The sequence below is a fragment of the Shewanella sp. SW1 genome (assembly GCF_025653545.1).
GTDB lineage: Bacteria > Pseudomonadota > Gammaproteobacteria > Enterobacterales > Shewanellaceae > Shewanella > Shewanella oncorhynchi.
The window spans coordinates 159,430-175,411 of the sequence record NZ_JAKKSG010000001.1 but is presented as its reverse complement, the minus strand read 5'-3'; the positions used below and the strand labels follow the sequence as shown (position 1 = coordinate 175,411).

The 15,982-nt window shown below is 42.8% G+C and carries 10 protein-coding genes; 3 read left to right on the top strand and 7 right to left on the bottom strand.

Going from position 1 to position 15,982, the window contains the following annotated elements; all coding sequences use genetic code 11:
* Positions 1-8: 8 nt before the first annotated feature.
* The 4 genes from nagK to L5M71_RS00850 form a co-directional block, all read right to left on the bottom strand.
* Positions 9-944: an N-acetylglucosamine kinase gene (nagK, locus tag L5M71_RS00865; RefSeq protein ID WP_263205920.1), complete on the bottom strand. Its 936-nt coding sequence runs from the start codon at positions 942-944 to the stop codon at positions 9-11.
* A 222-nt stretch (positions 945-1,166) separates the two neighbouring features.
* Positions 1,167-3,965 (bottom strand): family 20 glycosylhydrolase, encoded by a 2,799-nt coding sequence (locus tag L5M71_RS00860; protein WP_263205917.1) that lies wholly within the window; start codon positions 3,963-3,965, stop codon positions 1,167-1,169.
* Between the two features lie 28 nt (positions 3,966-3,993).
* Positions 3,994-5,481 carry a methyl-accepting chemotaxis protein gene (locus L5M71_RS00855; protein ID WP_263205915.1) on the bottom strand — a complete coding sequence of 496 codons (1,488 nt, stop codon included), beginning with the start codon at positions 5,479-5,481 and terminating at the stop codon, positions 3,994-3,996.
* Positions 5,481-6,497: a substrate-binding periplasmic protein gene (locus L5M71_RS00850; protein ID WP_263205913.1), complete on the bottom strand. Its 1,017-nt coding sequence runs from the start codon at positions 6,495-6,497 to the stop codon at positions 5,481-5,483. The genes L5M71_RS00855 and L5M71_RS00850 overlap by 1 nt, the downstream gene beginning before the upstream one ends.
* Positions 6,498-6,991: 494 nt before the next feature.
* Here L5M71_RS00850 and L5M71_RS00845 point away from each other — a divergent pair, with 494 nt between their 5' ends.
* Both L5M71_RS00845 and L5M71_RS00840 read left to right on the top strand, forming a co-directional pair.
* Complete coding sequence (locus tag L5M71_RS00845; RefSeq protein WP_263205911.1) at positions 6,992-7,909, top strand: sulfite exporter TauE/SafE family protein; 918 nt, start codon at positions 6,992-6,994, stop codon at positions 7,907-7,909.
* A 14-nt stretch (positions 7,910-7,923) separates the two neighbouring features.
* A complete protein-coding gene (locus L5M71_RS00840) occupies positions 7,924-9,450 on the top strand; it encodes a tryptophan halogenase family protein (protein WP_263205909.1) in 1,527 nt (508 codons plus the stop codon).
* Between the two features lie 54 nt (positions 9,451-9,504).
* Here L5M71_RS00840 and L5M71_RS00835 read toward each other — a convergent pair whose 3' ends face one another.
* From L5M71_RS00835 to L5M71_RS00825, 3 genes are all read right to left on the bottom strand, one after another.
* Positions 9,505-11,046: a tryptophan halogenase family protein gene (locus L5M71_RS00835; RefSeq protein ID WP_263205907.1), complete on the bottom strand. Its 1,542-nt coding sequence runs from the start codon at positions 11,044-11,046 to the stop codon at positions 9,505-9,507.
* 20 nt (positions 11,047-11,066) lie between these two features.
* Positions 11,067-11,771 (bottom strand): SapC family protein, encoded by a 705-nt coding sequence (locus L5M71_RS00830; RefSeq protein ID WP_263173350.1) that lies wholly within the window; start codon positions 11,769-11,771, stop codon positions 11,067-11,069.
* A gap of 96 nt (positions 11,772-11,867) precedes the next feature.
* A complete protein-coding gene (locus L5M71_RS00825) occupies positions 11,868-14,546 on the bottom strand; it encodes a TonB-dependent receptor (RefSeq protein ID WP_263205905.1) in 2,679 nt (892 codons plus the stop codon).
* 388 nt (positions 14,547-14,934) lie between these two features.
* On the opposite strand from L5M71_RS00825, the gene L5M71_RS00820 reads away from it, so the two are divergent.
* Positions 14,935-15,951, top strand: a complete 1,017-nt coding sequence (locus L5M71_RS00820) for a LacI family DNA-binding transcriptional regulator (RefSeq protein ID WP_263173353.1) — start codon at positions 14,935-14,937, stop codon at positions 15,949-15,951.
* Positions 15,952-15,982: the final 31 nt, after the last annotated feature.

Below are 15,982 nucleotides of genomic sequence, written 5' to 3'. Positions count from 1 at the left end.
CTTCACGTTCAAATACAGGATTTGGCTTCAGTGCCTATGTGCACTGACAACGACTTATTAAATTCTTGCTGGGCGAAATACATAGCACCGAGTTCGGGTGGTGCTAAGGTTTCTGAAATCTTAGCGACCACATCGGCACCGAGCCAAGCTTGTAAAGGCTCAGCAAGACCACCGATCATAGAAAAACGCACCGGATTTAAGCTAAATAACTTACGTGCCATGTCGCTAATATAATCAGCCCCCTCTTGTACGATAGCAGTCGCTACCGCGTCACCTTCATTGGCACAATCGAGTACGCTTCTGGCTAATGCGGCGTAGCAACTTGATGATTTACCTGCTAGATTTTCGACAATGCCTAGCGCATCGGTGACACCAAACTCATTCAACAGCATATCGGTTAATCGGGTTGGTACGGCAAAGCCATCGAGTGCTAACAACACGTGTTCGGCGGCTTTTAATCCAAGCCAAGCACCGCTGCCCTTATCACCCAATGCAAAACCATAACCACCAATACTCAAGCTGGTATCGCCAACATGGGCATAACCGCAAGAGCCAGTACCCGTAATGATCACCGCGCCATCGGCACCACGGTGCGCACCAATACAAGCCGTATGCAAATCGGTAGTGACATACATGGCCGCAAAAGGATGCTGCCAGTTGATAACATCTTGATATAACCTAGGGACATTTACGCCAGCAAGACCAAGACCCGCCACCAGCAAGTGACTATCGCTCTCGTTCATGCCCGCATCCAGCAACGCCAGGCGAGTCGATGCTTCAATGGATTCAAATGTTTGTGTGAGACCATGCAGTGGATTTGCGCGTCCAGCAACACCTGTCCCTAAAACGGTACCGTCTGCGCAGTAGATGGTGGCTCGGCATTTACTGCCGCCGCCATCTACACCTATAAACAGTTGTTGATCTTTTGTCTGGACTAACCCCATGACACCCCTCTTCAGCTATCAATGCAGCGCTACCGTTGCTTATTATTTGCCGTTAATACAGCGCTCAACTTTAGTTAACTCAATGTTACAGCAAAAATGACAGCGTTGTCATTTACTTTTTTAAGTGATTTATGATCTAAAATCAAATTTAGGCAATCACTGACACAGAAAAACAAAAAGGCTGTATTTTATCTTTAAAATACAGCCAGATATAAAAACGATTTAGTTAACGATTAAACTTCGGCCTTTACGAATACCATCGGCCGCAATGGCTCGGATCTCAATCGGTGCAGTGACCACCAATCCCGCTTGATAAACTTGCCATTCGCCATTGAGGCTTCGGTATTCAAGTTTGAGCCCGGGATAGGCAATATTAGCAAACAGTTTACCGTCACGGATCTCGGCGCCGACCGTCGGTACGCGATAATCGATGCCGGCTTTATCTAGCTTGATAAACTCTTTGTGGCCCAAGGTATTCGCAAGTTGTTGCCACTCCTTTGCCTGTGCATCACGCATGGCTAAGGTAAAAGCCCCCGAGCTTTGGTTATACACAGCGCCTTGATACTGATAGGGCACTTCCCATTCGGCTTGATGCCAAGCCCGCTCTGCCAGCATCAACAAACGCGGGAACACCATATATTCCAGCGTATCATCACTGCGAATCGACTCACTCCAAACCTGCCCTTGCAAGCCAGTAAAGGGTTTGCCTTTCTCCCTTGGACCCGAGACTTTGTTACCCGCCTCATCAAATTTTATTCTGTCATCCGCTTCGAATGGCTGATTTTCAATATCGGTCCATTGCTCGGCGTTAGCGGCTAAATTATCAGGCATAAAGCTAAAGACTTTATGACTATTGGTCGCGCGGCTCGCCCAGTAATAACCATGCTCTTTAGGATCGGCCTCATAGGGGAAGTCAAAGTACAATACCTCAGGATTAGAAAGTATGGTTTCCCAGCCGAGATTCACCTGCTGATTGGCGCGCGAATGACCTTTGTGGGCAATCACATCCCAAATATTAGACTGCACCTTAGCGGGCATATTCTCAGGGCGAACATGGCTCATACCATCGCTCCATCCTGCTGCTTCAATGCCTTTTGCCGCTAACATAGTCGAAATTCGTTCAATAAAATAAGCGCCTAAGTCATCTATCGACTTAACGCCTTTATCGTTATTGGCGACAAATGCTAAACACTGAGGAGATTGTTTCCAAGCTCCCGCCGTTTCATCGGCACCAATGTGGTAACGCGTCAATGGTTGACCCGCGGCTTGGTGTAACTTGGCAATTTCATCAATCACTTTATCGACAAAGTGATAAGTCGACTCCATACACACGTTAAGCGTATTGTCGTCGTAATATTGCACTGAAGAATAAACCGTTTTGTCGTTTGCATCGGATAACAAATATTGCTCAGCTGCAGTGGTTTTTCCTTCTGCTTGCAATTGACGAGCGCCCGCATCTAACGCTTTTACCGCTGTGTTAGCTTGATTTGCCGTTTCCTGCACAGGGACAACCTGCACTTTGCCCGTGTTTTTAAGCTCTACGTCTTCAGCCTGTAATCGACGAAAACGCGCATCCATCGCTTTAATCGCGGCGCGGCTATGACCCGGCATATCCATCGATGGGATCACTTGAATTTGACGCGCCTCGGCATATTTCACTATGTCGATATAGTCTTGTTTAGTATAGAAACCATTAACGCTCGACTCCGCAAAAGGACCACTGCCCAGTTGCGGTAACAGACAGGTATTTTCAGCAAGATCATGACAACGTTTACTACCGATGTCGGTCAGCTCAGGTAGCCCGTCGATTTCGAGTCGCCAACCTTCATCGTCAGCCATGTGTAAATGCAGTTTATTGAGCTTATAAGCCGCCATTTGGTCGAGCAAATCCAGCAACAATTGTTTGCTGTGGAAATTACGAGCCACATCAATGTGCATGCCACGGAACGGATAACGTGGGCGGTCTTCAATGGTCATGGCATTCATTTTCAGCGAATTCACATCCACAAGGCTTGCTAGTGATGACAAACCGTAAGAGAAGCCTGCTGCATCATTGGCAGCAATCACAATTTCAGTTGGCTGAATATCTAAGCGATAACTGCCCTCATCCCCTTTTTGGCTGGCAAATTTCACCGTAATGCCACTCGCAGATTCAGCCACACCCAGGCGAGCTAAACGTACCACCGCCGCCGCAACTTGACTCTTTTGCTCTGGGTTATCTTGCTGATATTCTAGCTTAATACCACCAGCAAGGGATACTGGTGTATCGGTTGAATAGATCTTCACCTTTTGTGGCGTTGGGATGATGGTATCCACAGCAAAGGCAGCATCTTCACTCACGCTTTGATTAGCTTTAAATAATTGCGCGGCATCGGCTGGCGCGAGTTTATCCGTTTCAGTGCGTTGATATTGGGTTTTAAAATTCGTAAACCCTTCAACATACGGACGCGTCTCTAAACCCGTTTCGGCATCTTTACCCACTTGAGTGCTGGCGATAATGACGGGTTCTAATCCTTTTGCTGCGAGGTAATAGTTTGGCATAGCGTCAGTTTCAGCCAATTGCCACGGCTCACCACGGAATGTCAGTTGCTTTTTCTCGCCCTTAACAAATCCCTTAAAAGCGGCCGTTGGCGTAATACGATGTAAATCGCCTTTAACGTGCGTTATCGTCAATTCACCGCTTTCAACCGATTGCACTGGGCGCATTTGGCTTAAATAAATTTCCCAATCTTGGCTGGCTAAATCCATACCGGGCACGAAATCAATTTGAGCGACAAAACAGCGACCATCGGCTTTATCTTTTAGGCACTTATCGTCTGGCACATTGGTCACAACACGATAAGTTACGACTAACGAATCCCCGAGTTGTTGTAACTGCGCTTGAGTTAATGCGTCCTGAGCTTGCTGTGTTTGAGCCACAGCCTTATCGGCTGACGCTGCGGAAGGCGTCACAGGCGCCTCGGAACAGGCCGCTAATCCTAAAGCCAGTAAAATGGCGCTTGCTGAAAGTGTTTTTTTCATGATTATCCTTATCTAGCTCCAGAAATGGCTACAATCTGAAGGAAGTTACTAACGTCCGCAGTCTTTCCCCTTGGTGAAACAGTCGCTCGCTCGAGTGCGCTAAGTGCTCGCTATCGAGTGAGGCTGAACCTGAGACATTGGCAAGATCATTTAACGTACGAGAAATCGCTTCGGTGACGCAGGTTTGCTCCTGTGCCGCATGGGAAACTTCGATGTTCATATTACTGATATTTGAGACTAAATCAGTCACTTTAGTAAGCACTAACTTAATTTCTTCTGAGCGGTTAACGCCCTGAGTTGAAAGGGCTTGGCTCGCTTGCATCACAGTGACAGTTTCAGCCACGCGGCTCTGGACCTGCTGGATCATTTTCTGTATTTCACCTGTGGCCTGTTGAGTTCGGCTCGCCAAGGTGCGCACTTCGTCGGCCACCACAGCAAACCCGCGCCCTTGTTCACCCGCCCTCGCCGCTTCAATCGCAGCATTAAGCGCCAGTAAGTTGGTTTGTTCGGCAATGCTGTTGATCACCACGACCACTTCATCAATCTTTTGGGTTTCTTGCTGTAGCTGTGAAACGGACAATGCCGAGCGGGCTAATTCAGATGCCAGTTTACGAGTAATGTCTAATCCCGAATCGAACTGCCGCTGGCTGTCATCGACCGCTTTATCGGCCTGACTCGCCGCATCCGCGGTGCGTTTCGCATTAATGGCGACTTCATTGGCACTGGCGCTCAGTTGAGTTACCGCCGTCACTGCCGCCTCGGTTTCTTTTAATTGGGTTTGCACACGATCATTGTTGGTTTGCGACAATGAACCAAGCGCTTTGGCATCGCCCAGTAATTGCCCTGAGGTTTCGTGCACTTTGGAAATCGTGCCGTGGATTTGCTCTACAAAACCATTAAATGCCTTAGCAAGCTGACCAATCTCATCCTGACTCTCAACCGGTAATCTGTGGCATAAATCACCGTCACCGCTGGCAATTTCTTCCATGGCACGGACCACATTTTCAAGTGGATTAATCACTAAACGTTTAAGAATAATGAAGATCACAAATAAACTACCACCGAGAATTAACAACGCCTGCAAGAAATAACCTAAGAGTAAATCTGACAACTGAGCGCGAATTGGCAACATAGAAAACTGAATGGCCAATTGGCCCGTTGGGTTACCTTGGTCAGCAAAGTGAATTTCACGTTTTACTAGATACTCATCGGCCACTGTTTGAGCCTGTTGACTCTCGGCTAATACTTTACCGCGATGGTCACTCACGACAATATGATAAATCTGCGCAGATTTAAGCATCACAGATAGCACTGCACGGATCTGCTCATAGTCGTAGGTGAAGATGGGCTGCGCCATGGTCACTTGTAAATTGGCGACGGTATTTTCTTCAAACTCAGTTTCACTGGCAGCCAATTTATCGCTCGCCAACCAGTATGATGCACCGAACAGAACGCTAACAATCATAAAAATTGCTGCCGCTAATCCAATCTGTACTTTTAAGGCTAATGTTTTCATTATTTTGCACCTTGCATACTAAAAAGATCTAACCATAATTCTGTGCGCTCTATTGGTGTAAATGGACTTAAATCAGCTGTATCAAGACGGATAATGACCCGTTGCTCAAACTTAGCCTCACGATACAGTTGCTCAATTTTAAGCTCGCGATTAAACATCTCATCAAAAGAGCCGTCGCTTACCATACTTTCAAGCCCGGCTAAAATGGCCGCAGCAAGTTCGGGGCGCTTAGGGGAAACAAAGAAATAAGCTGGCGAACGATATTGCAGCAGGATATGGCTATCGACCTTAAGTGCGGGATCGGGGTGATTTTCGAGTTCTTCGCCAATTTCCTGGGCACCGAGGGCAAGATAATCGAAACGCCCGCCTTCTAACATGGAGTATAAATTGGTGTACTGATAGCTAGTGACGACGGGTAATCCATTGGCTTCTAAAATCGTGGCATCGGGCCAATAACGATTTTGCCCCGCCTTTAACTGCCTAAAATCCGCCATGGTTTTCACATTAGCAAATCGTGCCTCATCCGATTTACGGATAATCAGCAGCCGATTACCAAGTAACCCTTTAAACAATGGAATGCGCACGGGAAGCACAGTTTCTTCCAATTCTTTTGAGGTCATGCTCCAAAACACGTCGACTGTCCCAGCGAGTGCTTCTTCAACCTTGCGCTTTTGATTCATTTGAGTCGACATTTCTTGCGCTTGATAACCCGAATCCGAGCGCCGCAGTGCTTCATCAAGTAACTTTAGCAACCATTCCTGCTGTATCGCGGTGGTGATTTTTTTTGAAACCTGTGCAGACGATTTAGACACATCAGAATTTGAAGCTAAATTATTTGTGGCTGTGTCGGCAGCAAATACAGCAAAAGAGGAAAATGCCGAAAAAAACACTAATGCCATTATAAACAGGGGGATGCAAACCGTTCTTCTTGTCATGATGCGTGCAGTGACATGGGCAATGACACTCGTCATGCCAATTGCAATGACACGCATCGCAACCGTTAAATGAATCGCCATAAATTGCAGCCTCTTTTATTATCTGGTTTATACCAGTGAGTTTTTTTATCTATGCCGCTAACGTTCAAGTGCTGAGGTAGGCAGTTGAGTAATATTGTAAAAACATCCTAAAAAAATGGCTAGGCACTGCTTACAGTACCCAGCCCACGCTAGTTTCTGGGGAGAGACTATCAAAATATCAAAGACAAACGTATCGCCGCCCGACAGCAATACTCCTGCCAAACACATGATAAGGAGACCTCATCCTCTCATGCAGACCTTACAAACAACGCGTCACACAAGCAGATGACAGCGTTGTCATTATTAAAGTACACAAGAAAGAACAGGATTTCTACATTTTTTTGACAATTATTGTTATTTTTTATGAAAAGACACAATTAATTATAATTTTTCATATACTTACAATGTTTAATTTATTTATTCAAGCTTATGTGACAACGCTGTCTTTCATTGGTAACATAGCGATAACATGACAAAGATCACGGTAGCTATTGATGAATCCCATTAACACACTTGTGCGCAATAATACCCAGTCTGCTCCGCGCTTAAATCGGTATTACCTAAACCTCAGTTTGGTATTACTACTCTGTGGAGCTTGGTTATTTTGGGCGAACCATTTTCATTCGCTATTTGATCTTATCCAAGAATATGGACGCTTCGTTTTTCTAGGCATCACAGGAGCGATATTTGCAAACTCGACGGGAGCTGGCGGTGGCGTCATCTTTATTCCGGTATTTTCGAGCCTCAACTTTAATGAGTCTCAAAGTGTCTCGACTTCATTTATGATCCAATGCTTTGGCATGACAGCAGGCGCGATTTCATGGTCACTGCATTATAAAAAGCACCATCGAGAAGATGATGCATGGTCTGGTTTTGTAAAAGCATCATTACTTGCAGCCTTCTTTTCTGTCTTAGGTTTCTGGAGTAGCCAATTACTACAACTCAATTCGCCCTCTTCGCTACACACCAGCTTTAGCATTTTCTCGATAGTGCTTGGTATCGCCATCATTATCAGTAGCAAAAAAAGCACACAAATCACTCACTCTATAATGCCGGTCGATTTTCTTTGGCTCGCTCTCATTGGCTATTTCGGCGGTATTATCACAGCTTGGTTATCGGTAGGCGTCGGCGAATTAGTCGTCATTTATCTCATGATAAGGGGAATATGCGCCAAAATGGCGGTCGCCACTGGCGTTGTTGTTTCTGCGATTACAGTCTGGTCGGCAAGCCCTATCCATATTTTTTCAACAAATAGCCATGCCCTCTTTGAGCTAGTTTTATTCGCAGGCCCTGGCGCCATTATCGGAGGATTACTCGCTCGTAAATTAGCACTCTTTCTCCCAGTAAAAGTATTAAAACTCTTTTTCTCCATTTGGATCATTTTGACGGGTAGCGTCATGTTGGCGAGTTAATAGGAAACATTAAGATGAATAATTCTCCGCTAAAAAGTATCACGATTGTCGGTGGCGGTAGCACAGGCTGGATGACGGCTCTCTACTTGAGTAAGTTATATAACCATTCGTCTAATATCATTGATATTAGACTTATCGAAAGTAAAGAAATTGGTATTATTGGCGTTGGTGAAGCTACCGTTCATAGTCTACGATTCTTCTTTGCAGCTATGGGATTAGATGAAAATGAACTACTTAGAGAAACAAACGCAACATTAAAGACTGGCATATTATTTCGTAACTGGATGAAACCAGTCGATGGTAAAATGCATGAATATTTCCATCCATTTGAGCAACAAAAACCATCTGGGAAAATTGATAATGCAAGTGCTTGGATTTTAAATAATCAGATTAATGAATCAAACATCACTCCCTTTGCTGAAGCAACAAGTCTTTCATTTAGCTTAATGCAAAATAACTTAAGCCCTAAAACGCAATACTTGAACCAATATCAAGGTATTGTCCCCTATGGTTACCACTTAGACGCGACGCTCATGGCGGCCTTTTTAAAGCGTAAAGCCACCCAAGCAGGTGTAGAGCATGTAGAAGCAAATGTAACGGACGTTCTGGTTAATGATGGCAACATCACTGAGGTTGTAACTGACCTAGGCTCATTCAAGAGCGACATATTTATCGACTGCACAGGCTTTAAAGGGCTTTTAATTCAAAGCCTAAAGAATGATAACTGGCAATCATTCGAAACAGAATTACCTTGCAATAAAGCCGTTGCAATGCAGCGGGAATATCTGCCTCACCAGCTACCAAGAGCTTATACGACAGCAACAGCGCTTAGTCATGGTTGGGCTTGGGAAATTGACCTAACGAATCGTCAAGGAACGGGTTATGTCTACGATGGCAATAGTCTAACGAGGGAACAGGCTGAGGCTGAATTAAAAGCTTATCTTGGCGATGAACAAGAGATCATAAGAACTGTTCACTTAGATATGAAGATAGGTTGTAGACGTGAATTTTGGGTTGGAAATTGTATTGCAATGGGTCTCGCAGGTGGATTTATTGAACCCTTAGAATCGACAGGCTTGCATCTTATAAACTTAGGTGCAAGATTGCTAGCGACGCATTTAACGTCATCAAATCCCTCCCAAGCAATAAGGACGTCATATAATACCGCAATGAACGGCTTGTATACCGATCTTAGACAGTTTATCGTACTTCATTACTGCTTAACTGATAGAGATGAAAATGAATTTTGGCAAAAAGCAGCACAAAGCTCAGCATTCATCCCTGCTCTAGAACAAAAAATGACACTATGGAAAGACAAAGTTTGTGAGTATGTCGATCTTGCCAATGGATATAGTTCAGTTTTTACAGATGAGAATTATCGCTACGTACTTTATGGTATGCAGCATATTCCTGAAATTCATATACCTTGTCCCCAAAATGAAATATCAAGAATACTCGACAACTTAAAAACACAACAGTTTAGAGCAAAAGAGCAATCTTTATCACATCAAGAATTCTTAGCGAAAATAAAAAATATTTAAAATAATAAAGAGCAAGATTAAAAATCTTGCTCTACTTACCATTTAATTCAACCATTAATTAAGTTGGATGCCATACAACTTGATACGTTCAATTAACTCTCTATGGGGTAATAATTGCGATTTGAGTAATGTAACCTGCTTGCCTAATTTCTCGGTCATTACCGTGAAAAGCCTTTCCTCTTCATCATTTAATTTCCTCTCTAATTTTGACTCAAAGTCTGAGCCATAGAGTACATATAAATAATTTTCTAAATTGAAAAATTCTAGCGTAGAAGTAAAGTCATAGGCAGTCGGTATGTGATAGCGCCACAATTCTAAATGTTCTTTTAATGTGTCTGGAATACTTATTTCATTTTTATTATCAACCCAAAATGGCGTATCCATTCGTTTAGCGATGACATAATGAAGTTTAATAAAATCAATCACCCGATTCCAAGCATTCGATACGCGCTGATTATAACGATTAGCCACAAGTGGCATAACGTCAGTATTAGCAGGAAAACATTCGGCTAACATTCTGGCTGTCGCATCAAACATAAGCAGACCAGTCGCTTCTAGAGGTTCAACAAAACCACTCGACAAACCAATCGCCACACAGTTACCTTGCCACGATTTCTCTCTATACCCCACCTTCATCGGTATGTGTCGAAACGAGACGTGTTCTGCTGCTTTACCAAGATATTCCCGCAATACACTCTCAGCTTGCTCTATTGATGAATATTGACTGGAATACACATAACCAACACCACGACGTTCAGACAAACCGATATCCCATATCCAGCCAGCCTCTTGTGCTGTTGATTTAGTGAAACAAGGGATAGACGTATATTTATCTTCATAAGGAAGCTGCACAACTAATGCTGAGTCGACAAACAAGATGTCACTCTTATCAACGAAGGGAACTTTACATGCATCTCCAATGAGTTGAGCACTAAATCCTGTACAATCAACATACAAGTCCGCATTCAATACACCAGCATTATCAGTATGTAACTCTAAGATATGTCCCAGAGCGTCCATTTTTGTATCAATGACTTCTGCAAGAAGATGTTTAACGCCTAACTGTTCAACACCAAATTTGGTTAACATCTTGGTAAACTTTGCAGCATCGAGATGATACGCGTAATGCATAGCACCTCGATATTGAGGCTGTGTCATCACTTTAGGTCCAAGTCCCGCATCAATCAAATGACCTTGAACTGACACAAGATCAGCGTAGCGGCCTCTATCTGAAAGAGATTTATTAAGCCAAGTTGAAGTAACGTCTTTAAAGTAGGGATAATCAAATAAATGGTGATAGTACTCCCCTGAATTGGGTTTATTCCAATCAATGAATTTAACACTCTGCTTAAATGTTACGTCACAGCAACGAATAAACTCATCTTCTCGAATACCAAAATACTTTAATGTTTCGCGTAACATAGGTACAGTCCCTTCACCAACACCGATAGTGGGAATATTCGGGGACTCAACTAACATAACTTGTACTTTAGGTGTTCTAACATTCAACTTTTTAGCTAAATGGCAGGCAGAAATCCAACCTGCAGTTCCGCCACCAACAATGACGACACTCTTTATTTCTTTTCTTGAAGTCATGATCTATGCCTGCTGATTACTTAAACGCTCAACTCGATTTCTTCTTTCGCTAGGCGATTAATTTGATGCAATGAGTTCAAATGGCTGTAAATCGGCGCTAAAAGGCCCCGTTGCTTGATATCTAAGAACTCATCTGAGTTGAGTTGATTTAACTTAGCTTCGTCGATGAAATAGATACCATTTATGCCGCGTTTTTCGCCTTTGATGTCAACGGTAAGACTTTGGGGAGAAAATAATTCTTTTTGAGCAAAAAATGCAATAATTGCCTTACTCATTTGCTCTTGTTCGAAGTTTTTTATAATACTGTCTTTACGCAATCTTAAAAACGCAGTTTCCTCTCCACCTTCAAACAATGCATTTCCCTTATCAGTGCTCACATGAGCGCTTTCTTCTCGTATCCCCACCCATACTTTATCCTGCTGTTCAGCACTCAACATTAAACCAAACGGATAGTTTTTAAGTATATTTGGAATATACAGCCCTAACCATTTGCCATCTTTTTGCTTCAAATTCTGTCCAGGTTTTAATCCAAGCATAATTACGGACTGATATTCTCCTGTTTCACTATTTTTAACAAAAACAACAGGAGCATCTACAGCAGCAAAGGCAAACTCATAAATTGAAATAGGTAGTAAGTGTTGCGCAGCAACATGTTCATAAGTGGTAGGAGTCACTTTCAGGTGCGCATGTTTTGCTGAGTCAAGTGGGGTGATTGAATTAGTCATATGAGCTCCTTGAGGGCTTCTTCTGATTGAATATTATTGAGATATAAAAAAAGGGAGCAAGCTCCCTTTTTCATTTATACATGAGTTAAATCGAGATTAGAATCGTACGCTAGCGCCTAATGTAATTCGGCGGGCCATGTTGTATTCAAATACAGGGAAGCCATCCGTAAAACCACTTAGATTAGATTGGAACTGATTGTTACCAAACTGACGTGAACCTTCTTCTAACAGGTTATTACCATCAAGTTTAATATCCATATAATCAGTAACATGCCAAATTGCACTCAAGTCCAAGCTACCAAATGCATCGTGTAAACGATTACCGTATGAACCAGTTTCACGGATCATATATTCACTACGCCAGTTATATGCTAAACGAACTTGGAACAAATCGTTTTCAAAATAACCAGTTAAGTTATATGAGTGCTTTGAACTATCGCTTAAGAACGGGTTGCGATCTGTATATGTATTTGGGCTAGTTTCACTATCAGTATAAGTGTAGTTAACAATTGAGCCGAAGCCGTTCCCAAAGTCTTGTTGATATTGCAGCTCTAAACCTTGGATTGTCGCCGATTCGCCATTGGCTTTCTCTTGCACAGTCCAACCACCAGCAACTTCATCAGGTTTTAACGTGCCAGTAAATGGGATATCGGCGCTATCTGCATGGTACTCACTAAAGGTTACGAAGTTTTTAACATCCTTCATAAACAAAGCCGCAGAAAGTAATGACTCTTCATTGAAATACCATTCAATGCCTAAGTCTATTTGATTAGCAATAAATGGTTTTAACCCGATATTACCAACAACCCATTTTTGGTTATTAGGCACATCATCATTTGCACCTAAAACGTTAGGGTTAACATACATGTCATCATACTGTGGACGAGCCATAACTCGAGCCGCTGATGCGCGCAATATGAGATCAGGTGCTAAGTCGAATGCTACGTTTAAGCTTGGTAACCATTCCCCATAATTAGCTGAAGCATCGGCTTTCTTACCATCAACATAGTACGTTGAGGTCGCTTCAGTACCCGCATAACGCACACCAAAGTTACCGCGTACACCTTCTGATGCAAAGTTAGCCATCACATAAGCAGCATAGTTATCTTCATCAATTTCACGGTATGAACCAAAATCTTCAGTCTCACCGATGATGCTCGATTTAGCCCAATCTTTTAGTGCATCTGGATCAAAACGAATAATATCGTATTCACTCGTACCTACAGCAAAAGTACCAGTATTTAAGCCTGCTGTTGATATGACAGGATTAAAGTCATCGGCTTGTACAAAGTCAAAACGTCGACTCGTTGTATTATGCTTCGCATATTTCAGACCCGTTTTAATGGCATTAACCACACCTAGATCTACATCAAACTTAATATCTGCTTGAATATAAGTTTCATCATCTGTTTTTGGTGTTTTATTAAAGTTACTGCCAGTACCCATTGCAAGCGAACCAGGATCATAAGTAGCTGTATCAAAACCATTTAAATCCCAAGTTTGATGACCATTGGTAAAGTCGTAAGTTGCACCATTTAATGCTGTACCACCCAGACCATCTTCAACAACCATTTCGAAATCGGTACCACCAGTAGAGCTTGTATCACCGATTTGAGTCGTAAACTGGTATCCATCGCCGCTATATTCCATCTTCAAGTCGAAAACTTGAGACTTCATTGTCGCTTCACGAGGGCGAGCTTGCCAGTATGCCAAGTTAACAGGGCCTGCAACTTGAGAACCTGACTGTGATGCATCTGGCTTATCACCACCACATAAACCGCAGCCACCAATCCATTCCGTGTCACCCCAAGCACCAGAACCTGGAGCTCCTGACCATGAAGTGTCAGCTTGCGTAAACCATAATGCGTAGTTGGTGTTGTCCGCGGCCATTTGCATGTCCATCGCGTTAAACACAAAGTTTAATGAATCAGATGGGGCATACTGGAATGTTGCAGCAATAGCTGAACGTTCGCGCTCTTGTTCAAATGCGACAGGGCCAGCACCCCATTCCCAAAACGCTTCATCGCCTTGACGCTGCAAGCTACGATTTTGCATAACGCCAGAAACTAATACACCAAAAGTTTCATCATCATTCTTCCAGCTACCTAAGCCTGAAAATTGTGGATCTGTTTCACCCGAATCGCTTTGATATTGAGCTTCAGCAGAAGCAAAGAAAGTCATTGAATCCATATCCAATGGCTTACGGGTATTAACTACAACAGTACCACCCACACCACCTTCAGCTAAGTCCGCTTGAGATGATTTATAGACCTCTAAGTTACCAACTAATTCAGATGGTAATAATTCATAGTTAAATGAACGTTTTGCTGGCTCAAGAACAAACCAACCTGTTGAAGCTACGTTTTGTCCATTCAGAGTCGTCAAAGTCAGATCTTGACCCGCACCACGAATTGAAACACCCGCGCCTTCACCAAATTGACGCTGGATCGTGACACCAGGAATACGTTGCAGAGATTCTGCAACGTTTTTATCCGGAAATTTACCAATGTCTTCAGCAGTAATCGCATCCACAGTACTGTCTGAGAAGCGTTTAGCATTTAAGTTAGCTTGCTGGGAAGCGCGAATACCGCGAACTTCAATTTTTTCAATATTTTCAGGTGCTGCGGTGGTTGCCACGGCGTCTGCAGCAACAGCGCTAATGGATACAGCACTGCCGAGTAGGATAGCAATATTTGTAGCTAGTACAGTTTTCTTAAAGGTTGATGGTCGCATCTCGTTTCCCTTCCATAACTTTATTATCGTTTTAGTATTCATAACCATTCCCCGAGGAATGACAACGCTGTCATGTCTGGTGCAAACATTACACAATAATTAACAGCCTTGCCACAACAAAATAACGATGGAAGTAAAAAAATGTCATAAAGCAGAATGTTGAATCAGTATTTTTATTAAAAATCATTATAAAACATGAGCTTTAATATTATGACGTAAATTTACAACTCCAAGCATAATTGTAACAATGATAAATTAACGCCAATTTGTAACAATTCAGGATTGCTAAGCACATCAAAAGCTCGCACTATAAGATGTATAAGTCAGAAAAAACTGATAAAAAATGTAAGCTTGTAAATTGCTGGTAAAGAATTTACGTTCATAGAACAGTTAAACCCCTCGCGACCTTAGACAAAGAGTTTTTACATCAATGAAAGTCACTATCAACGACGTAGCTAAATGTGCTGGAGTGTCTATCAAGACAGTATCCCGTGTAACCAATAACGAACCTTCAGTGAAGCAGGCCACCGTTGACAAAGTGAACGAGGCGATAAAAGCACTTAACTACCAACCTAATTTAGCAGCAAGAAATCTAGCAGGAACTAAATCCTATGCTATTGGTTTTATTTACGATAATCCAAACGCTTACTATATTATTGATATGCAAAATGGGATTTTGTCAGCCTGTAAAGACAAGGGCTATGAACTTGTCATCCACCCTTGCAATGCCAAATCAGAGACCATATGTGATGAGCTTACAGCACTAGTCAAATATTCTAGGCTCGCTGGATTAGTACTGACACCGCCCTTGTCAGAAGATCCTAAAGTACTCAAAGCACTCACTGAAATTGATGCTAACTATGTGCGCATTATTGCGGGAGAAAAGGACAACGATCAGAATGGGTTGACTATTTTAGTCAACGATAAATTCGGTGCAGTACAAATCACCCAGCATCTGATTGATTTAGGTCACAAGCATATCGCTTTTTTAAGCGGAGATTTACACCATGAATCCACCAAAGAGCGATTACTTGGTTTTAAACAGGCATTAACAATAAACAACCTAAAGCTGAATGAAAACTACATAATTGAAGGGAAGTACTCATTTGAGTCCGGTGTTGATGGTGCTAACAAGCTCATCAAACTAAAAAATCGCCCGACGGCGATTGTTGCTTGTAACGATGAAATTGCCGCTGGTGCACTTTTTGCGGCTCGTTTAGCGGGTTTAGACATACCCGCTGATTTATCAATTGTCGGTTTCGAAGATAGCCCATTCTCACGTCAAACCTGGCCTAAACTTACCACTGTACATCAGCCAAACGCAGAAATTGCTCAGGTTGCTACTGAATTATTAATAGCAAAACGTCGCGAGCAAGATGCCATATATTCTAGAACCTTTACTCCTGAACCTATCATTCGTGACTCGTCGGCAATTCCTAAACAATAAAAAAAAAGAGAGCATATTTGCTCTCTTTCTA

Coding starts and splice junctions, on each gene's coding strand:
- L5M71_RS00820 (WP_263173353.1), top strand. CDS start 14,935: ATGAAAGTCACTATCAACGACGTAGCTAAATGTGCTGGAGTGTCTATC.
- L5M71_RS00840 (WP_263205909.1), top strand. CDS start 7,924: ATGAATAATTCTCCGCTAAAAAGTATCACGATTGTCGGTGGCGGTAGC.
- L5M71_RS00845 (WP_263205911.1), top strand. CDS start 6,992: ATGAATCCCATTAACACACTTGTGCGCAATAATACCCAGTCTGCTCCG.
- L5M71_RS00825 (WP_263205905.1), bottom strand. CDS start 14,546: ATGAATACTAAAACGATAATAAAGTTATGGAAGGGAAACGAGATGCGA.
- L5M71_RS00850 (WP_263205913.1), bottom strand. CDS start 6,497: ATGGCGATTCATTTAACGGTTGCGATGCGTGTCATTGCAATTGGCATG.
- nagK (WP_263205920.1), bottom strand. CDS start 944: ATGGGGTTAGTCCAGACAAAAGATCAACAACTGTTTATAGGTGTAGAT.
- L5M71_RS00830 (WP_263173350.1), bottom strand. CDS start 11,771: ATGACTAATTCAATCACCCCACTTGACTCAGCAAAACATGCGCACCTG.
- L5M71_RS00860 (WP_263205917.1), bottom strand. CDS start 3,965: ATGAAAAAAACACTTTCAGCAAGCGCCATTTTACTGGCTTTAGGATTA.
- L5M71_RS00835 (WP_263205907.1), bottom strand. CDS start 11,046: ATGACTTCAAGAAAAGAAATAAAGAGTGTCGTCATTGTTGGTGGCGGA.
- L5M71_RS00855 (WP_263205915.1), bottom strand. CDS start 5,481: ATGAAAACATTAGCCTTAAAAGTACAGATTGGATTAGCGGCAGCAATT.